Genomic DNA, 21,725 nt, shown 5'->3' on the forward strand with positions numbered 1-21,725 from the left:
TGAGCCAAGTTTGCTTTAGGACCATTTAATATGAGAAGGAGTATATGAATCATGACAAATGAGATGCTGCTTCAAAAAATCGAACTAGTCGTGGACAAGCTTTTGAATTTGGGAGGCAGCGACTATGAAAAGGATAAAACCGTAGTCCAGGCCGATACAAGGAAAGGAATTGTCCAACGGGATTTCGGAATTGAAGAATGGGACTGGCCCCAGGGGGTTGGCCTTTATGGTCTGTACAAGCTGCAGAAGCATTACAGCGATCACCGATATACGGCGTTTTTTATGAACTGGTATTCCCGCAATTTGGAAGTGGGACTGCCCTCCAAAAACATTAATACGACCGCCCCTTATCTGGCTTTGGTGATGCTCCTAGATCAGTTGGAGCCATCTAACCAGTTGGAACAACTATGCCGGGATCACGCGGATTGGCTCGTTCATGAGCTGCCCAAAACCAAAGAAGGCGGCTTCCAGCATACAGTCACTGCAATTGGCAACCGGGATGGCGTCCACTTGCACAATGGGCAGCTATGGATTGATACGCTCTTCATGGCGGTTTTGTTTCTGAACCAGGCTGGGCGAAAGTTTAATCGACCGGAGTGGGAGGAAGAAGCCGCACACCAGATTCTGCTCCATATCAAGTACTTGTTTGACAAACATACCGGACTGTTCTTCCACGGCTGGAGTTTCGAGCGCAATGATAATTTTGGCAGCATCTTCTGGTGCCGTGGCAATTCCTGGTTTACCTACGGCCTGGTGGATTACCTGGAAACTTGTCAGGATACGATTAACCCAGGCGTCCGTCAATTTCTAGTTGATACGTATAAAGCTCAGATCAATGCGCTCGTTCCGCTCCAGGCCGCTTCCGGTCTTTGGCACACAGTCCTGCAGGACATCACCAGCTATGAAGAGGTATCCGGATCTGCCGCAATTGCTGCGGGTATTCTAAAAGGTATAAAAGCCGGCATTTTGGATTCCTCCTATCAGACTGTTGCAGATAAGGCCATCCAGGCGGTTTGTCAAAATATTAGCGGGGATGGAACTGTGCTGAATGTGTCAGCTGGAACCGGTATGGGAATGGATAAGGATCATTATAAAAATATTACCATCATGCCGATGGCATACGGGCAGTCCCTTGCCCTTATTGCCTTGTATGAAGCTTTAACATAATAGGGGTAAACCGGACCGGAGCATGATCCGCTTTCTTCTTACGTAGACAGGTAAAATGAAAACCTTGTTTACTTGGAAGGAAGCGTTTTATAATACAGTATGAAATTCAAGGGGGGAGGGGAGCTGACTGTATCCCACAAGCTGGCCGGGTAATATAGCTGGAAAGATTAAGGGCAGCTTTAAGATCAAACTGATCGTGCTGCTCTCGTGTATGGTAACACTTGCCTTTGCCTTGGCAGGCTGGATGGTTTACCGGTCAAATATCCAGTTAATGGAGGGTGAAATCAGCAGGCAGTTCTCCATCGCCAACGAACAGGCTTTGGCACGACTGGAGATGTCCTTCCAGGAAATAAACCGGGTATCCCAATCGATTATCCTGAATCCGAACATCGAACAGTTCCTCAGGGAGAACACTGTTCCAGTAAGCGATTCTTACACTCAATTCAAGAACCGTAAGTATGTGGAAGAGCAATTGAATATGCTGTTGGTGGATGCGCCGTCTATCCGTTCCGTTTTCTTATACAATGAAAACGGGGAAATGACGGTTCTTTCTAAGACCGGAGCGTCGGGAGAGCCGGGAACAGATGACTTGACCAGGATGATGGATAAGCTTAAGCCCCATCGAGGGAATATGGTCTGGGGCCGGGCCGAGGCGGCCAGCACCATTGATCTCGACGGTCGCAGAACGGTTCTGGTTGCTGCTAGACGGATGCTCAATGAGAAGCTTATTCCATATGGCACCATGGTGTTGGTGATGGAGGAAAGCTTGGTATCCAAGGTGCTGCGAGATCTTACGGAGAACGGCAGTGGCAAGGTGCTGCTACTGGAGCCTATGGGCGGTATGCTTTACTCCAATACTGACCAGAGCGAGATGGAGCAACTCTTGGAACTGACAGAAGCAAATTATCCCCGTTACGTCAAAATGAATGGCATCTCCTATCTGTTTGTCCGCCACGAGCTGATTCCGGCAGGATTTACCCTATATGGAGGAGCTTCCTTGCAAGAGATACAGAGGAAAAATAAAGACATCATTCAGGTATTGGCATTTGCCGGAATCGGCGTGATTCTGCTAAGTGCACTCCTTATTACGATTTCCACCCGGACACTCCTGAAGCCTCTAGCCCATCTGATGCAGGGACTGCGTTTGCTGCGTTCCGGCGATTTCACGGTCCGTGTCAGAGTGGACTCCGGCGATGAGTTGGGCTACATCGGAGATAGCTTCAACAGCATGGCAGAGCAAGTGAGCGAGCTGATCAATAAGGTATATTTGGCGCAAATCAGCCAGAGGGAGTCGGAGCTGAAGGCCATCCAGGCGCAGCTGAATCCTCATTTTCTTCACAACCTGTTCAATGAGCTGTATTGGAAGCTGTATAGCGACGACCAAGAGGAGACGGCGCTTCTGATCAACGCCATCTCGGAGATGTTGAAGTATTCCCTTAAATCAGTTCAGACGGATACGACTCTTGGTGAAGAGCTGCATCAGATCCGCAATTACATCAAGATCCAGACAGAGCTGTTCACTGGCGAGATTGAAACCATTATTCAAGCTGAGGAGTCTCTGCTGAATCTGCGGATGATGCGATCCCTCTTGCTGCCAGTGGTGGAAAATGTTTTTGTGCACGCTTTCAGCGATATGGAGAATGACCGAGTGCTGCGGATTAAAGCGTTCGTATTTAATGAAGCGTTGCATGTCGAGGTAGCCGACAATGGATGTGGCATGGATAAAGAAACCCTGAGAATTTTGACTGAGGAGGATGCTGTGCTGCCAGACTGCAAAAAGACGGGAATCGGCTACAAAAGTGTGTTGAGGCGCATTGAACTGGTATACGGACCCTCTTATGGAGTGGAAATTATCAGCAGTATAGGAAAAGGAACGGTTGTTCACATGACGCTTCCTATTAAGTCCGGGACACTGGGGAGTCATGAGGAGGGGACGGATGAAGGGTAAGATGTTTATTGCAGAAGACCAGCCACACTTCCGTAAGGGGCTGAGGAGGCTGGTAGGGAAGCGGTCCGCCGAGTGGGTGGTCATGGGGGAAGCGGGAAATGGCCGAGACGCCTTGTTAATGATGGAGAAATGTGTCCCGGATCTCTTGTTGACCGATATCCGGATGCCGCATATTGATGGTCTGCGGCTGGCAGAAGAAATCAGAAAGCGCGGTTGGCTAACTAAAATTGTGCTCGTAACTGGATTTAAGGATTTTACATATGCCCAGTCTGCCGTCAAGTTCGGGGTGATGGACTTTATCACGAAGCCTTGTGTGGAATCGGATATCTTATGCGTACTCGATCGGATTTATGTGCAGCTGATTAAAGAAAGCCAGTCCCAGCTCTTGGTAGAGGGCTGGAAGCGCCAGCATGAAGACAGCGAGCTACGCTCGGCGATCATGGGCATGCCCTGCAACGGTGAAGAAGTGGACGCTCTGCTAAAACGGATGAAGCAATGCGAACTGCATTTTCTCCGTGTTCCTACCTATTTCCCGCCGGAGAAGCATTATTCAGACCAGGATGTGCCGCTTTTGCAGTTTGCTTTCTCCAATATAGTAGGGGAGCAGTTGAATAAATGGTTTCCTGGCGGTTTTCGCCTGTTTCCGTTGAACGCTTCGGAGTGGGCTTTATTGGTGGATCGGAGTGCTTCCCCGCAGGACACATTTGATACATCTTCTTCATGGCTGCAGTTACTCACCGATTCTGTCCATCATTATTTAAGGTTGGTTCTTGAATACAACGGACAAGGGCAATGCGCTAGTACGGAGGACTTACACCAGGGCTACAAACGGTATTGCCGGGAAGGGTATAGGCAACACGGTTCTGCCAATGAATCACTACTCAACCAGACAGCGCTTTACGAGAAGGAGAGGGAGATTGTAAGCTGGCTTATGTCGGAGGATAACAGTCTGCTGGGCCAGGAGATGCAGGGGCAAGTTCTCCGGATATGCTATCTACCTCCGCAATCCGCAAAGATCGAAGCGCTGCTGCTGGCTGCTGCCATTCTCCGGCTGGTGCAGGTCCAGTTTCCCGAATGGCAAATGACCGTTCGTCCAATAGAGTGGGATGCTGTCTACAAATGTGTGACGTCGGAGGAAATTGTAGCTTGGCTGAAGGGATACATCCATGAATTCCTGCAGTCCCACAATAACTGGCTTGCTAGTAAGAATGATAATCCCGTCAAACAGGCCATTCGGTTTATTGAAGAATCATACATGGGGGTATGCGGCTTGGCTGAGGTGGCAGCTCATGTCCATCTCAACCCCAGCTATTTCAGCAACTTGTTTAAAAAGGAGATTGGGGAAAGTGTAACCGTCTATGTCCAGAACCTGCGCGTACAGAAAGCGAAGCTGCTGCTGAAAAGCACAGAAATGAAAATATTCGAGATTTCCGAGGCTACTGGATTTAACGATTCTAATTATTTCACGCATATGTTCAACAAAATAGCGGGAGTCTCCCCCAAGGAATACCGCAAGCAAATGGCTGGACAGTGACTCTTCCAAGAAAAACGTTGCTCAAAAGCATGAAGAAAATGAAGTCATTCATACCAGCAATCAATCAAACAAACACACTCGTTCCCAATAGGCCGGTGTGTTTGTTTGATTTTGAAATGTTGCGCTCGCGACTACTCCGAATCCCCCATATCCCCCGCAGGAACCTGGTCCACCGTCTGCAGTAAGCGGTACTGTCCAGGCGTAGTCCCCATGCGAGATTTGAAAAGCTTGCTGAAGTAGCTGACGTTGGCATAGCCGATTTCACGGCAGATGTCCTCGAGCGAATACTTGGGCTGCCGCAGCAGTTCGCAGGCACGTTTGATGCGCAGATGAATCAAATGGTCGTTGATCGTGGTGCCCGTTGTTTCTTTGAAAATACGGCTCAAAAAGGACGTGCTTCGCTGCACGTGCCCAGCAACCGTCTCGATGGTGATGTTGTTATTGTAGTTCTTCTCCATAAACTCGGTAGCGAGCTGTAGGGTCATATCGTTGAGCTTCAACCGCTTCTCCCGATTGTGCGTGATGATTTGGGTGCACATCTCCATCAAGCGTGCCTCCATATCGCGCAGCGTCTGGATACCAGACAGCACGAACGGTCGATCGCCGAGTACGGCGGTCATATCCCCGCCAGTTTGCACCAGCGTTTTGACGATCTCCCCGCTCAGTTGAAAGAAGAGTTGCTGCACATTGGCTTTCCTCAGCCTGCGGGCAGTCACTTCTTGCGTGATACGGCTGATCGTCTCGGCACATTCCTCTTCTTGCAACTGAAGCAGCGCCTGAAGCAGCTTGGTCTCTAGCTCGTAGGGGTAGTAATAGGTCTCCTCATCCTGCTTCCAAGAGCTGACGATGGTATAGGGCACGATTTCGCCCTTGCCGACATACATTTTCAGGCTGAGCGCTTCGACCGATTCTTCATAGGCGGTTTGGGCCGAATAAGCACCTGAGTGGGTGCGGCTAAGGCCGATCGTAGCCATGATGCTGTAACGGCTCTCCATAGTACGCTGCAGCTTTCTCGCAAGCTCGGTTGGATAATCGTCTTGATTGGTTGGCACAGCAAGAATGATGATAATGATGCGTTCATCGTCTCTAGCGAAGATTTCGCCGTCAATTTCGGGTCCAAGCTCTTCAATCAAACCATATTGAAAGAGATGAAAGTGGAGATTGCCAGTCGAGTCATTCAGCAGAGATTGTTCCTCCAGCTCGATTGTCAAGATGGCAAATCGTTCGAAATCCAGTTTAAGTCCCAAAAGCTCCGCTGCATCTTTCTCCTGTCCACTGCCCTGCTGAGAAATAGCCCGTCCCTTGATCAGATCGCTCAAATATTTCTCCTTAATCGCTGAACGGTTATCCCCAAGTAATGTTTCTACCCGTTCCTTCTCGCTGAGAATCGTCTCCCGGCTATGACGAAGCCGTTCGAAAGCCATCTGAATGAAGCTCGCTTCATCAGCGGCTGGCAGAGAAGCTTCTTGACTCGCGCTCTCGCCCGTAGAGGGCGCAGCAGTCGCATTGGCGCCGCTGATATAGGCGACAACACTTTTGAGCGGTCGGTATAGTCGCTGTGAGATGTAGATTAGCAGCAATATTGCAATCGTGACGTAAATTGCTGAAATGCCAGCGACAATCATTTTGATACGGTTAAGGCCTTGAAGCAGAACAGATCGTTTGGTCAAATTAACAAACTTCCAACCTGTCACACTTGAGGTGGTGTAGGTCACGATCCACTGGCGATCGTCAACGTAGGAACCGCTACCAGGAGCGGATAGTACGCTTTGATTAAACTTCCCGATAAGGGCGGCCGCTTCTTCCGTTTCACTATAAAGCGGTTCACCATTGGATCCGAGGACAAGCGTCATTCCCTTTTTATTATGATAATGGCTCAAATACTCTTTAAAGAGCAGGTCGAGTTTCAAATTAATCACAATGGCCCCATCAACGGGACCGATGAGCGGCATTTTCTGCATTAAACTGGTGGCCAATGTTCCTTTGGCCGCATTGCCAGGACGATTGGTCAGCCAAACCGTTCGGTTCGCGGTGTCTTCACTCATCGTCGTTATCCAAGAACGGTCGGTGAAGGAAGAGAGTGGAGACATTTTCATATCGGAACGAGAGGTCAGTACGAGATCAAGTTTATTGTAGACGAGATAAATGGAGTCAATATAAGGATTTAGCTTCTGCTGCTCCTCCAGAAACCGCGTTAAATCAATAAGTGAAGAGACGCTGAGCTTATCATTTATTTTATGATACAGGTAGGATTGGGTCATGACCATGCTCGAAGCGATATTCTGTATCGCAGTAAGTTCTTTATGAATTAATTCTCGCTGCTGCTCCATGATGGATTGATTATATTCAATCGAATTCTGAATGCTGGTATCGGCAGAAATCGTATAGGTAACCGAGGAAATGAGGATGACCGTGACAATGACGATCGCTGTCATCGACAACAGCAGTTTGACGAAGAGAGATCGGTTGCGAATGAGTTGAAGACTAGGCATCCAAACCCTCCTTTCGTAGTGTTAGCGTTTTCAAGTTCAGGTGGATAACGTACTCAGCACCATGCAAATTATAGCACAGAATGAGATAAGGGGAAGGCAAGTGGCGAAAAACATACGAAAAATCGGATAACATAATGGGATAAAAACAGGCTTAGAAAGGAAAAACATAAAGAAAATCGAATGAGATCATTGTGTAGTTGTGTGCCACGGGATATCGTAAAGAATGTAACCGTTCCCAATTCCCGGCCGGGGCAGAGCGAGTTAAGGAACGGAATTCATGATGTGAAGCAGGGGGAGATTATTGTGCCTATCTATAAAATGAAACCAGTCGCACTCACCGTCTTAGCAGCCAGTATGGCTGCAAGCGTACTTAGCGGGTGTGCCGCAGATAAGAAAACAACTTCCGAATCGAGTCAACCGAGTAGTACTGCTGCTGCAAAACCAATTGAAATTACGTGGGGCATTCAATTCCAAGCACCGGCCGTTGTGGCCGATACGCCAGTACAGAAGTGGCTTGAACAGAAATTCAATATCAAAATCAAACCGGTCAAAGTGACCGATGCCAGTATCGCTTCAGGTGACGTACCGGATGTGTTCATGTTGGGAGATCCATCCAATGTATCTGCCTACCAAGCGCAAGGTGTTCTGATGGACTTAGATCCTAATATGGTGAAAGACAAAATGCCGGAATACTATAAAGATGTGATGCAGTCGAAGGCGCTTTTCCAGACGGTAACGTTTAGCGATAAGCTCTGGGCAGTTCCGATGTTTATCGATTTGAAACCTTACGACCTCACGATGTTATGGCGCAAAGATTGGCTCGACAAAGTAGGCATCACGAAGCTTCCAGAGACATTAGATGAATTCGAACAGGCGGCTTATGCGTTTGCGAAGAAAGACCCAGATGGCAATGGTAAGAACGATACCTACGGTTTGACCGGTACGGCGACGTCGACATGGTCGACGGGCTTCTACTCGATATTTGGCGCTTATGGCGTTCAACCAACCATGTGGCACGAGAAACAAGGACAGATTATGAACGGTTCCGTTATGCCAGAAGCCAAGGCTGCACTTGAGAAGCTGCGCAAATGGTATGCAGACGGCGTGATCGATCCTGAATATATTACGGATACACAAGATTCATACCGCAAGAAGCTGTATAACAGTCGAATCGGTGTGATTGAGGAGCAAGTCGGCAAAGCAGCTCTCGCTGATGGAGCGACAAATATAGCGATGAAAGACATCAATCCGAATGCCAAGCTTCAACTGGGTAAAAATCCGAAAGGACCTGGCGGCAGCGGCAGCTGGGATTGGGGCGTGAAAAGTAATTACATCGTGCTAGGCAACAAGGTGAAGAATGATCCAGCTAAGCTGAATAAGATTTTTGAAATATTGCGAGCAGAGAGCAGTGACGAAGAAACAATCAATATGACGAGTTTGGGTGTAAAAGGAACACAATGGGATTTTGCAGCGAGCGGAGCGACTTCGGGCGCAACGAAAATCTTAACGGGTTTCGAAAAGCAGGAACAACGTGATGCAGTTGGCATCCGGTTGTTCTCCCTTGGCAATATCACGACTCGGGCCTACCGGGATAAATATTCTAACCCGCAGCTGAACGAAGCGGTTCGTACCTATTCTTCCGCACCGAATCAGACAGATGCGCTATTATTCGCAGCGCTTCCATCCGATGGCAAATATAAGAAGGATTTGACAGCGCTGACGCAAAAATATTTCGCACAAATCATCAGTGGCGAAGTGCCGCTTAGCGATTTTGATAAGTATGTAGCGGAGTGGAAAGCCAAGGGTGGAGACGAACTGACCAAGGAAGCCAATGAGATGTACCAGAAGCAGTTCAAAAAATAATCAGCTTGAGAAGCGATTCTATATCCTCGGTAGCAAGTCAATAACCGCTGCCGAGGAGAGTCGCAACTAGCCCTGAGGAAGTGCACAAGATATGAAGACGATAATGAAAAATAGGGAGCTGTTTGCGCTCTATTTGTTTGCCTTTGCCTTTTTTCTCGTATTCAAATATGGCCCGATCTACGGGGTACTGATCGCGTTCAAAGATTTTCGCGTTGTCGATGGCATATGGGGCAGCCCCTGGGTGGGCTTTAAGCATTTTGAAGCGCTCTTTCATTCATCCGATTTCTACCGATTGCTAAGTAATACACTGCTGCTGAATCTCTACTTGCTGCTGTTCGCCTTTCCTGCACCGATCGTGTTGGCGCTTCTGCTGAATGAAATTAGATCCCGCTTTTTTCAGCGTTTCGTACAGATGACGATGTATCTGCCACATTTCGTTTCGTGGGTCATTATGTCCGGTCTTGTCATCTACTTCCTGTCACCGACCACGGGCATTGTGGCTGAGATGGTCAGTTGGTTCGGTGGGAAACCGGTATTTTATATGGGGCACAAGGAGTATTTTCGCTCCATTGTGGTGGGTTCAGCCATATTGAAGGATATCGGCTGGGGATCGATTATTTATTTTGCAGCCCTGTCGGGCATCAATCCAGAACTTCATGAATCAGCAACGATGGATGGTGCGAATCGCTGGCAGCGTTTGTTTCATATTAATATTCCGTCGATTATGCCAACCATTGCGATTATGTTCATTCTGAGCCTAGGCGGCTTCTTGAGCGCAAACTTTGAACAAATTATTAACTTGCTCAATCCTGTCACCTTTGATACGGGAGATGTCATTGACACTTACGTCTATCGCGTTGGGCTACAGCAATTCCAATACAGTTATACGGCTGCGATTGGCTTGTTCAAGTCTTTAGTAGGTTTGCTGCTCATTCTAGGGGCTAACTTCACGGTGCGCAGACTAAGCAAGGGAGAGAGTGGCTTATGGTAGGAGGATTCGCAACATGAGAACTGGAAACTGGCAAGATCGATTAAGCGTTAGTCTCATTTATATTGTACTTGGCGTTCTCGCCATTATTGTTGTCTACCCTTTTATTCACGTGCTGTCGGTATCGCTAAGTGGAAGGGGAGAGGCGCTTCGCAGCGGCTTTCACTGGATTCCGAGGGATATGACTTTGACGCCATACAAAGAATTGTTAACGTACCCGTTCATCTGGAAAGGGTACAGCAATACACTGTTCCGAATGGTTGTTGGTACAGCGCTTACCTTGATCGTCACCGTGTGTGCAGCGTATCCGCTGTCTCGCAATGAAATGCCATGGAAGCGGATATTGGTCATGCTCCTGCTTTTTACCATGATCTTCGATGGTGGAATTGTACCGAACTATTTGCTGATCAAGGAGCTGCATCTGTTGAATACGCGGTGGGTTTACGTGCTGCCGCATGCGGCGAACGCCTTCCAGGTGTTGGTGATGATCTCGTTCTTCCGTTCGATTCCGGATGCGCTAATTGAAGCAGCGCGGATTGACGGAGCGCGTGATCTGCGAATTCTTATCCGTATTATTTTGCCACTGTCTGTTCCTGTATTAGTTACGATCGGACTATGGTCGCTTGTGTATCACATTAATGCCTTTATGGACAATTTGCTGTATGTGACCGATCAATCCAAGTTCGTGCTGCAGCAGATCGTTCGGCAAATCCTGATCGAGAACAGGCTCGATCCGTTTACGACAGCTGTGAATGAGGTTCCCCCTGCACCTGAGAGCTTGAAGATGGCAGCGGTTATTGTATCCGCTCTTCCCGTGTTAATCATGTATCCATTCCTCTTGCGCTACTTTGAGAAAGGTACAATGATTGGATCGGTGAAGGGATAACGCTGTCCTGCATACGTCTCTCCTGTGCCAAGTAAAATTTTCTTTACGAAGGGATGTAGAGCTATGTTTAGAAAAAAAGCAATCATTCTCGCGATCACAGCTATGATGTCGAATTTGTTTATGTTACCTGCCATACAGGCCGAATCCGGATTACCGGAAACGGCCTTCTATGTGGCCACCGATGGAAGTGATTTCAATTCGGGTGGGATCAATGAGCCTTTTCAAACGATAGAAAAGGCCCGAGATGCCGTTCGTCAGTTGAAGGGCACTTCCGGCTTGCCCGATGGCGGTGTGACCGTTTATTTGCGTGGCGGTACGTATAATAGAACAGCTAGCTTCCAGATTGAGGCGCAAGATTCCGGTACGGCTGACAGTCCGATTATCTACAAAGCTTATCCGAATGAGAAGGTAAGTTTATCTGGCGGTCAATCGCTCGATAAGAGTTGGTTTACACCAGTTGCCGATCCAGCCGTTCAGCAGCGAATTATTAGTCCCGATGCACGTACCAAAGTGCTGCAGGTGGATCTGAGTAGTCACGGCATTTCGGATTACGGCGTGATGAGCCGACATGGTTACTATAAGGCAAACGATGTCAGTCAGGTTCCGCCTATGGAACTGTACGTGGCTGGCGAGGGCATGACGCTTGCGCGCTGGCCGAATAACGGTACTGTGCAAATGGGCGACATCATCGATGCGGGTCCGACGCGTAAGGATGCTGATCTGCAGGATCGGGGAGGGACGTTCAGCTACACGTACGACCGGCCGCAATACTGGACGAATGCCAACGACATTTGGTTGGACGGTATTTTCGGTTATAGCTGGGAATGGTCGTATAACCAAATCGCTTCCATTGATACCGTGAATAAACAGATCACATTGCGCTACGGCGAAATGAGCGGTTTGTTCAAGAACTGGTATCCGGATTTCCATTTTGCACAAAATTTACTTGAAGAAATCGATATGCCTGGCGAATATTACATAGACCGTACGCAGGGAATCTTGTATTTCATGCCGACAGCAGCGTTTGAAGCGGCGCATCCGGAGATTACGGTAACGATGCTCAAAACACCGATGATTAATGCGGTCGGCGCTTCCTATGTCACGTTCGAGGATCTAACGTTGGAGAATGGACGTGATTCGGCCGTGGTGATTATGGGTGGCGATCATGTGCTGCTTTCCCATTGCGAAATCCGTAACTTTACAAATGGCGGCGTGCAAATGAATACACAAAGCCGATGGCTATACAATGATTTTGCATCAGCAACGGGGGTGAATCACGGAATAACGAACAGTCACATCCATCATATCGGTGGGACAGCAGTCACATTGAACGGAGGCAGCCGTGTCACGCTGGAGCCTGGCAACAATTATGTGGAAAATTCGCACATCCACGATTTTGCTTATTATCACAAGGCATACAATCCGAGTGTCATTCTGACCGGAGTCGGGAACCGTGTGTCGCACAACGAAATTCACGATGCACCGCATCCCGGCATTCTAATCTTTGGCAACGACCACCTCGTAGAATACAATAACATTTATGATGTATGCAAAATGTTCTCCGACCTCGGGGCCATCTATATGAATGCTGGCGAGACACCGCAACAGCGGGGAACCGTCATTCGGGGCAATTATTTCCACAACATTGGCGAATCCAAAGCTGGGGTAGAAGGTGTTTATCCTGACAATTTCACGATGGGGCTGACGATTGAAGATAATATTTTCTACAAAATGGGCAATTCCGCTATTAAAAATAACGGTGGTGCACACATCAAGACTCAGAATAATCTGTTTATCGATAGTGAAGTACCTTATGATTATGCCGACATCTATCTTGGTGATGCACCGGATAAGCAGATTCCGAAGAACTACATGCCGAAATGGCAGGCATTGTTTGCCCAAAATAATAATTTTGTAGGGACGCCATATTTGGTCAAATATCCAGAACTTGCGGACTTCTTTACGGAGAATCGGTATTATCCGACGACGAACACCTTACAGAATAATGTGATATATAACCCTACCATGGCTCGCAGCTCTATCACTAACGCGCAAGGGGCGTACGATAAGTTCAATTTGCTGCAGTATGCGAACAACTGGGTAACGAACAGTGATCCTGGCTTTGTCAACCTGGCGGGCGGCGATCTCAATCTGAAAAGCGATGCCGCAGTGTTCCAGCAGATACCTGGCTTTCATCCGATTCCTTTTGACGATATCGGGATTATTGGCAAAGCAGGGCCTTATCTGGCGCCAGATACGATTCCCGTTCAAGGTATTCGGGCTTATGACACAAACGTGACGATTGGAATTGGTAAATCGTATGAGCTTCACACTGCTGTGTTACCGTGGGATGCGACGAATCCAAAGCTGCTATTCACCTCCAGTGATCCAAGCGTGGTCAAAGTGGATAGCAAAGGAACGTTGAAGGGAGCGGGCATCGGGCAGGCCGTCATCACAGTTACTTCGGCAGAAAATCCGCTGCTTCAGGATGAAGTCATGATTAACGTCGAGATCGGGGACGGTATTTATGAATATACCGATTTCGAGACGGGGCGGAACAGCTGGCCGGTGGATCCGAATCGTTCCGTCGTAGATATGGGCGGCAATCACATGTATAAAGTGTTGAAAGGCGCTACGGCGGTTTCGCCGAACGAATATGCCAACTACGAATTAACATTCAAGATGAAGACACCGCCAACAATGCCTAGCTTAGGCACGATTTATTTCTTCGACAGGCTAGGTTCGAGCGGAGGGGGCCGAATCGGCTACCGTAAGCTTGAAGACGGCACGTCCAAATGGCTTCTCTATAATAAGGCCTGGGGGACCGTTAAGGAAGTGAACCTGCCATACGCAGATTTAGCGCCGAATACCGAGTACAGCGTCAAGGTGCTTGTAAAAGGCGCTGACATCTCCCTCTATGTGGGTGGCGTGCTGAAGTTAAAGGCGACGGATGCAACGTATAATCCGTCTGGAACGGTCGGCTTCTATGCAGGTGGATTTGACTATCTGTTGTTCGATGACATCAAGCTGTCGGTGCCGACCACGAAGGTTGCAGGGCTGCTGCTGGATCGAGCTAGCGCAAATCTCGGGGCAGATGAAGCGCTGAACCTGCATGTGAGTTTTGATCCATCAGATAGCGTTAATCATGTGGTTACTTGGACATCGAGCAATCCCGCCGCAGCGGTTGTTGATGGTAACGGCTTAGTCACCGCCGTCGGACCAGGTGAGACAGACATTACTGTGACATCCGTCGAGACGCCTGAAGCATCAGCAACTAGCCACATCATCGTGTCGGACGTTCTGCTGAAGACGGACTTTGAATCTGGTGGAGGCGGTTGGCCGGTGGATCCGAATCGCAGCATTATCACGGTGAACGGTGACCATAAGTATCGGCTGTTAAAAGGGGCTTCTGCCACATCTCCACGTTCATTCACTAACTACGATCTGACGTTCAAGATGAAGACACCAGCCACGATCCCGAGCGCAGCGACGTTATATATCTTTGATCGCTTGGTTTCAGGCAGCGGTGATCGAATTGGGTATCGGAAGACAGTGGACGGAGCGTCGCAATGGATTCTGTATAACGGTGCCTGGGGGACTGTGAAACAGTCCAACCTGAACTACGAGGACTTGGCTCCGAATACGGAGTATACCTTTGAACTGATCGTGAATGGCGCGGATATCTCCCTATTGGTCAATGGGGTCCTCAAGTTAAAAGCTTCAGATCCTGCGCACAATTTGACCGGAACGATTGGGTTCTATGCAGGCGGATTCGATAATCTGATCTTTGACGATATCGTGGTTACACAGCTTCGTGAGCCGATAACAGCCCCATCCATCACCCCTACCGAGCCGGATGGAGCGAATAACTGGTACACCAATCCGATTACGATTGGGTTAGGTCGGGGTGAACGATCGTCCACCTTGGCCCAAACGAACTATAGTTTGGATGGCGGGGTGACATGGCAGCCTTATGTAACGCCGATTGTGATAGAGACAGACGGCATCCACACGGTTTCTTATCGATCTACGGATTACGCTGGCAAAGTGGAAGCCGTGCAAACGAAAACTGTTCGGCTCGATAGGACGGGGCCTAGTGTAACGATTTCCACGCCAAGCGTGAATCAAGCGTTGAAGAACAGCGAAGTGCTTACGCCTCAATTCATATTGTCTGATTCCTTGTCCGGTGTAGATCCGTCGAAGACGAAGGTATGGCTTGACGAGCAGCCAATTGTTGAGGGGGATCAGATTCCACTATACACGCTCCCTCTCGGGAACCATGAGCTTATCGTGTCGGGGGTTGATGCAGTGGGGAACCAAGGCAGTCACACGGTCACGTTCCAAACTTATGCGGACACCGACTCGCTGCAAGCGCTCATCAGTCAGTTTACGGCGATGTCATGGATTACGAATAAGGGAATCGCCAACAGTCTGGTTGTCAAGCTGCAGCATAACAACTTGGTGGCCTTTGTTCATGAAGTGGAAGCACAAAAGGGTAAGCACATTACATCCGCTGCTGCTCAGATACTCCTGAGGGATGCGAACAACTTGCAGATGACAATGAACCTGACGATGAACCAAAAAGGAGAATTCCATGATTCCGTTTCACCAATTAAGAGAAGCGATCATAGCCGTTCAACGACGGCCGACAACCCTGACCTCCGGAGCGTTGACCCCGGCGCAAAGAAGGGTACTGCTTGAGGCGCCGCATCTCGCCCAATTAATGAAGGAAATACGTGAGGAAGCGGAGAGGGCCAGGCGTGAGCCTGTCCCTCTCCTGTCCTTCTCGGATTTCCAGGCATTCCATTCCTTAGGCACGCGTAAGGAATTCGAAAAGCCCTATTTTGAACGTAGAGGACGCTTGCTTGCCCTTGCCTTGACGATGATGCTAGATGATAGCGATGCCTATAAGGAGACGTTGGAGAATCTCATCTGGGAAATCTGTAATGAGTATGCCTGGGCGGTACCAGCGCATCTACCTGAAACCATAGATCAAGTGTTGGCGGCGCGCGTCCCACCTCATCGCCATGTGGATTTGTTCGCCGCTGAAACGGCACATGCGTTGGCCGAAGTGCTGGATCTCGTAGGGAACCGTTTGAATGACTGGGTTACGCACCGGGTGAAGCAAGAAATCGAGAACCGTGTGTTCCAGCCTGTGTTCGAAAGTGCTCATCATGTCATCTGGACGTCAAAGACGAATAATTGGTCGGCCGTATGTGGGGGTGCCGTCGGGATGGCGGCGTTGTTGCTCATTGATGATCGGGAACGCCTTGCTGGCATGCAAGACCGGGTTGTCAGCGCGATGGATAGCTTTCTTGCTGGATACGGAGAGGATGGCTGCTGTCCGGAAGGCCTCTCCTATTGGAGGTACGGTTTTGGGTATTTCGTTTATTGGGCCGAGATGCTCTATGAATTTACGAACGGGTCGATTGATCTGTTCAAACAGGACAAAATCAAGCGGATTGCCGAGTTCCCAGTAGCCATTGCACTCAGCGATTCCTCCTGCATCAATTACTCGGATTGCAGGCCCACATTTAAGCCAGCTACTGGACTGATTAGTCGTTTGTGCAGCAGACTAAACATGGCTCCGCCGATCATGACAAGTGTACCTTCGTTTCATGAAGATCATTGCTACCGCTGGCCGTTCGTCTTCCGCAACATCCTATGGACAGAACCCAAATGGTTGCATACGCAAGGTGCAGAGGGGACATTCTACTTCCCCAGTACGGATTGGGTGGTGGATAAACGCGAAACTTCGAGAGGTTTGCTCGCTTTTTCGGCCAAAGGAGGACACAACAACGAGCCTCACAATCATAACGACCTTGGACATTTTATTCTTCATGTCGAGGGAGATACGTTGTTGGCGGATCTTGGCATGGGTGTATACACGCGAGAATACTTCGGGAAAGAACGCTATAACCACCTGCATGCCTCATCTGGGGGACACTCGGTTCCTATTATCAATGGCGAGCATCAGGTTGCCGGTGAAGCACACAGCGCAATCGTCACAAGATACGAAACGGATCAAGACGCTGTCAGGTTTGAACTGGATTTGACGCATGCTTATAGACCAGAGGCACGAATCCGCTCCATCCAACGGTCCTTCGCATGGAAGGTCCGCCGAGAGGAATCAAGCGCGGAACTCACGTTGACGGATCATTTCATTTTTGACGAGGGAACTAGGGAGACAGAGCGGAGCTTAACGGAGCATTTCATCAGTTTCCATAAACCGGTTATCCGCGATGGCGTGGTAATTTGGTCGGGAGCGAAGGGGAATGTCGTTTTACAATTTGAACCGTTGAAACTGACGGCGTATGTGGAGATGGTAGAGATACCTAGTCGTGATCCCCAGCCATTATTGGTATACCGGCTGCATCTTCATGCTAAGCACTTGGCCCAAACCTATACATGCAGGTTCGTCATGACATGCTGTATACATTGAACCCGTTTGTGCACACTGGATGTCATTAGACGGTTGTCGTCGATTAGGAATAAAGGGAACAGGTTCATGCGAACCTGTTCTTCTTCATGCTCATACGGCTATCCATGCATCAAGTGACCAATAGGCACATGAGCACATACAATGGTTAAGAGCTGGAAGGGAGTGGCCGGAGCATGCCAGCAATTATTAACGGTGGAATCAAAATTCTAAATGTCGCCCAGGGCTCCAATGTCCAGATTGGCGATACCTTGGCAATCAACCTTACAAGTTCCTCCAAAATATTTGCGGGAGCCAACTCATTTTCGCCAGGGGATAGCTTTGGAAGTGTGCAGAATGTGCTGAATGGGAGCACGAATACCGTGGATCCTGATGTCGTGGATACGCCGAATAATACGATATAATGACCGCTTATTTACTTCCATAAATTGGACGTGATTAGTGTGGGAATTAACGGTCCTAAAGGGATATGGTGCTGCGAAAGATATACGGAACGCGAATCCATTTTAGGGGATAGAGAAGCTTGTTAAAACGAAGAGTGATTCGGATATATATTGGAAATCTGATCTGGTTTCTTCCTGTCTTTATTTTAATCATTGGGGTCAATCCTTCTGTCTTGGGCAGTTTCTGGTGGAAGGTGCTGGGTTTGCTGCTCTTTGCCGGCATTGTTGTCGTATGTATCTGTTCCTGGCTTCAAGTAGATCGTGAACAACGAGAATTAGATAAAAAAGAGCGCGACTATGAGTCTGTTGTATACCGTCAATTCTAATAAGAATAACTAACCGTCGATGCGATCCGCATGGGCGGTTGTTTGAACAGAAAAAACGAAGCCCGCTAATCGCGTGGCTTCGTTTTTCTTTATTTAACCACAACGCGTACGCGGCATAAATTCAATACTTGCGTATACATGTCACTCGTATTACCATTCCTGTTTGAAGCTGCGCGCAAGACAGGAAAGTACGTGCCAGGGCTGTCAAACGTATAAGTCGCCTCGACAACTGCTTGCGATCTTTCTTCGTTGACATAGCTGAGAATCGCATTGATTGGGAAGGTGGCATCCCCTTCGAAGTCCCATTGGGCGGATACAATTTTCCCTGTATGAGTCGGAACTTCGATTTCTGCATTGAAGCTGACCGTTTCGCCCACGAAAACATCTGCCCGATCTCCACCGTCTACTTCTAGCGATATAACAGGCTGGATACCTTTACGTTCTGCGGCTTTGGATGGGACGACAACCTGACCGTCGATAACTTCGTATCTCGTAGTGGCAGGAGGGGGAATGTCTTTTTCTACCCACGCACTCAAATCACGAAGCGCCTGATGTAAGGCAGGGATGTAGGATACAATATGGAGCTCATCTAAATCATTGTTCGAACTATTATCAGCATGCAAAGCGTGATCCACATACCAAAGTCTAAACCGGTTATCAAGCTCTTCTCCAAGGGCTTCTTTGACTTTTGTTCGGTACCAGTCTGCCTGCCACGGAAACGCGCTTTCGTCCATCAACGTTTGAAGGACAATCATCTTTCCTTCATAACGCCCGCTTTGAACAGAGCCCGCGCCACCAAAGGCAACAGCTGGACCTACTAATAAGGGACGCTGCGGATACAGCGGCTCGCCGTCGTCGTCCCGGTATTGGTCCCACACGGCATAATCACGGGTGGGGACCTGATGCCGGTGATAGGTTTGAAGAGCGATATAATCCGAGTTGTCCAGCACGATCTCGTCGCCTTGCTTAACGTTATCCAGTCCTTCCGCGGATGAGAAAAACCCGAAGGCAGACCCGACAGTGACAACATCTCCTTTTATCTGTCCAAGAGGGATTTTCAGACCTGCGGCTTCGCCACTGGTAATCTTTATAAATGCGCCATCCAGATAGGTATCAACAGGAGGGAGAGGATTCACTCGGAAGGCAAGCAGGTTTCCTTCACCTTCTGTTAGCATTTTCCAAGCTTCATCGACGCCCATATTCAGTGATTTGTCGGTTTCAGAAGCGTCTTGCTTTTGCGGACGAATAACCTCTGTTATCACGCTTTTTAAAGTGAGACGCGCCCTAGCAGCTGAACTTTCGGGGTTGTGGCCGAGGTATCCAGGAAGCGTCCAAAAATCTTTGAAATAGGAAGGATCCATCATCAGCACGGCTGGAGCCAATACGGTAAGCGCCCCATCTCCAATTTCTTTATAGGCAAACCACGCTTTAGGCGGAAACCCCATTCGGGTCACTTCTTCAAGTGCTTGTCTTTCTTCTTCATTTAAGCCAGCATACATGTCTCCACTGCCGCCAGGCTCAATTGCATCTAGGATGGCAGGGAACTTATCCTTCAGCAGTCGCATCGCGTGTACACGAGCCGTGAAAACATTTGGAATTGCCATTGGCGTTCCAATGACGAAAGGCACTGCGCCATCCCATACGTCTGTCGTGTTTTCTATAAAGGAAATGGTTTTGAATCCACCACCGCTGCCGCCGTAAATATAGCCATGCGGGCGGTGAGGGCCGAATATTTCCGCTGCTTTAACCCGCGAGTACTGCGCTACCGCAGCGCTCGCACGATACACAAGGGTAGGGTCAGATGACATTCCACCCATATTCGTTTCTACCAAGTAGGCGCCGCTGGAGAGGGCAAAGCCAATTTTGTTGTCTACACCATCAGTGTGGCTTTGTGCAGCATTTTCACTGCCTTGAACAGGATAGACAGGTTGGAAAAAACGTCCCTCGTACTCCTCTTTCGCTGGGAAGTAAAATGAAAAACGGGTGTCGTTCCCCTGAAATCCACCGTGAATGTATCGATGACGCATAGGCTCTTCTCGCCACTCATCGATATCTACATAGGGGTATTGGAACTGTGTATCTTGCAGTTCCATATTGCTCGCATTTTCCGTTTGTGTATGTTCATTGTCATGAATAGACATTAAATTAGCCTCCGCTTCAAATTGTGGTCTGTTGGGCAGCTTTCCTTCTAACTTCCAAATCACTAGCGATTTGGGTTTGTTTTTCTTCGGTAAGATCAAACCAGATAACGCATAGGGTAAGTGCGCCGAAAACAGCTGGAAGTACACCTATAATGAACCGAAGCCCAAAAAGAGTTGAACTGCTTTGCTCTACATCCGGTACGTATCCAATAAAACTTAGCGCACCCGCCGCTATTGCACCCGAAAGAGCTGTTGCCAAGGTTTGGGCAAATCCGTTGAAGGAACTCATAAAGGCATTCAAATTCAATCCCGTTTTCCATTCGGTATAATCGATGGCAGCCGGCATCATAGCCCCTTGAGCAGGGCTGCCAAATCCACCGATGATACAAGTGAAAACGGTTACTGCGATATGAATCATGAGGCCCGTAGTATTCGCTGGAATGAATAACATAAGGGGACAGGTTGCCAAATTAGCAATTGCACCGGCTATTAGGGTGTTTTTTAATCCAAATCGCTTAATAATCGGTTGACTAAAGGCTACACCAATGAGTGTTGGCAGCAAGGAAACGATGCCCATAATCGCCATTAAGCCTTCATTATTGAAAAAATATTTGTAAAAATGGATTTGAACACCTGCCCGAATCCCGGAGGATAGAGCAGTTGCAAACAAAAATACATAGACGATGACAGCGGCTTTATTGGTAAAAGTTGCAGCGACCATCCCCTTAACTGAAGGTCTCTTCTCGTCTTTGTTTGTTTTTACTACGTGTCTTTCTTTCACTTTAATCCATTGATAGATGGATATTAGGATGGTAAGAATTGCAGCAGCTGCCATAAACAGCGAGAAACCTCTAGCATCATTCCCGCCACCTAAAGCTTTGTAGATAGGCACTGTGCCTATTTGAACGATCAAAGCTCCTATGAGAATAAATAGGAAACTTAACTGTCCTATGGATATTCTTTCGTCCATTCGTTTGGTAACAGCGGGTACCGCTGCATTGCCTGGAATCGTGATAATCGAGGAGAAAATACTGTAAAACGTATAAGTGACAACGGCATAAACTAACTTACCTGTAGAGCTTAAATCAGGAACTGTGAAGGTTAGCCAGCCGAGTATGCCAAATGGGACGCCTAAGATGACGAACCAGGGTGTGTATTTCCCCCAAGGTGTCTTAACCTTATCCATCAAAGCTCCGAAGAATGGCGCAGCGAAAGCATCAATAATACGGACAACTAAAAATAATCCTGCGATGAACCCCGGACTTATCTTCATAAAGTCTGTGTAGAAAAACAACAGATAGACTTGAATGATTTGATAATGAAGCGTATTAGGCGCGTTTCCGATGACTAGGGCTAGCTTTTCACTTAATTTAAGCTTAGGATGTTCATTCTCTGTGGCGACCATCTGTGGGACCGCTGTTTTAGTTGCCATAATATCGCTCCAGCCAATCAAATTTTGTAAGCACTTACAAATGCATTATGACATACACTTAAAACT

At 48.3% G+C, this 21,725-nt stretch carries 13 protein-coding genes; 10 read left to right on the forward strand and 3 right to left on the reverse strand.

Annotation, left to right across the window (positions count from 1 at the left end; genetic code table 11):
- Window positions 1-51 precede the first annotated feature (51 nt).
- From AC58PV_RS18015 to AC58PV_RS18025, 3 genes are all read left to right on the forward strand, one after another.
- The gene (locus AC58PV_RS18015) at window positions 52-1,167 is read left to right on the forward strand and encodes a glycoside hydrolase family 88/105 protein (protein WP_497433616.1); all 1,116 of its coding nucleotides are present in this window, start codon (window positions 52-54) and stop codon (window positions 1,165-1,167) included.
- Window positions 1,168-1,378: 211 nt separating this feature from the next.
- Window positions 1,379-3,115, forward strand: a complete 1,737-nt coding sequence (locus tag AC58PV_RS18020) for a cache domain-containing sensor histidine kinase (RefSeq protein ID WP_497433618.1) — start codon at window positions 1,379-1,381, stop codon at window positions 3,113-3,115.
- Complete coding sequence (locus tag AC58PV_RS18025; RefSeq protein WP_497433620.1) at window positions 3,105-4,649, forward strand: response regulator transcription factor; 1,545 nt, start codon at window positions 3,105-3,107, stop codon at window positions 4,647-4,649. The genes AC58PV_RS18020 and AC58PV_RS18025 overlap by 11 nt, the downstream gene beginning before the upstream one ends.
- 131 nt (window positions 4,650-4,780) lie before the next feature.
- Here the strand turns inward: AC58PV_RS18025 and AC58PV_RS18030 are convergent, their stop codons facing one another.
- The gene (locus tag AC58PV_RS18030) at window positions 4,781-7,141 is read right to left on the reverse strand and encodes a helix-turn-helix domain-containing protein (protein WP_497433621.1); all 2,361 of its coding nucleotides are present in this window, start codon (window positions 7,139-7,141) and stop codon (window positions 4,781-4,783) included.
- 303 nt (window positions 7,142-7,444) lie between these two features.
- Here AC58PV_RS18030 and AC58PV_RS18035 point away from each other — a divergent pair, with 303 nt between their 5' ends.
- From AC58PV_RS18035 to AC58PV_RS18065, 7 genes are all read left to right on the forward strand, one after another.
- Complete coding sequence (locus AC58PV_RS18035; protein ID WP_497433622.1) at window positions 7,445-9,004, forward strand: extracellular solute-binding protein; 1,560 nt, start codon at window positions 7,445-7,447, stop codon at window positions 9,002-9,004.
- Window positions 9,005-9,095: 91 nt separating this feature from the next.
- Entirely contained in the window at window positions 9,096-9,995 is a 900-nt protein-coding gene (locus AC58PV_RS18040) for an ABC transporter permease (RefSeq protein WP_497433623.1), read from the forward strand.
- A gap of 13 nt (window positions 9,996-10,008) precedes the next feature.
- Window positions 10,009-10,878, forward strand: coding sequence for a carbohydrate ABC transporter permease (locus tag AC58PV_RS18045; RefSeq protein ID WP_497433625.1), 870 nt, complete (start codon window positions 10,009-10,011; stop codon window positions 10,876-10,878).
- Between the two features lie 63 nt (window positions 10,879-10,941).
- Complete coding sequence (locus AC58PV_RS18050) at window positions 10,942-15,579, forward strand: Ig-like domain-containing protein (RefSeq protein ID WP_497433626.1); 4,638 nt, start codon at window positions 10,942-10,944, stop codon at window positions 15,577-15,579.
- Complete coding sequence (locus AC58PV_RS18055; RefSeq protein WP_497433627.1) at window positions 15,473-17,320, forward strand: heparinase II/III family protein; 1,848 nt, start codon at window positions 15,473-15,475, stop codon at window positions 17,318-17,320. Before AC58PV_RS18050 ends, AC58PV_RS18055 begins: the two co-directional genes overlap by 107 nt.
- A 173-nt stretch (window positions 17,321-17,493) precedes the next feature.
- Window positions 17,494-17,721: a spore germination protein gene (locus AC58PV_RS18060; RefSeq protein WP_057309976.1), complete on the forward strand. Its 228-nt coding sequence runs from the start codon at window positions 17,494-17,496 to the stop codon at window positions 17,719-17,721.
- A 119-nt stretch (window positions 17,722-17,840) separates the two neighbouring features.
- Entirely contained in the window at window positions 17,841-18,086 is a 246-nt protein-coding gene (locus AC58PV_RS18065) for a hypothetical protein (RefSeq protein WP_497433628.1), read from the forward strand.
- An 89-nt stretch (window positions 18,087-18,175) separates the two neighbouring features.
- Here AC58PV_RS18065 and AC58PV_RS18070 read toward each other — a convergent pair whose 3' ends face one another.
- Window positions 18,176-20,227 (reverse strand): PKD domain-containing protein, encoded by a 2,052-nt coding sequence (locus tag AC58PV_RS18070; RefSeq protein WP_497433629.1) that lies wholly within the window; start codon window positions 20,225-20,227, stop codon window positions 18,176-18,178.
- Between the two features lie 16 nt (window positions 20,228-20,243).
- The gene (locus tag AC58PV_RS18075) at window positions 20,244-21,659 is read right to left on the reverse strand and encodes an MFS transporter (RefSeq protein WP_497433631.1); all 1,416 of its coding nucleotides are present in this window, start codon (window positions 21,657-21,659) and stop codon (window positions 20,244-20,246) included.
- Window positions 21,660-21,725 lie beyond the last annotated feature (66 nt).

This window comes from Paenibacillus sp. J22FR83 (genome assembly GCF_059691955.1).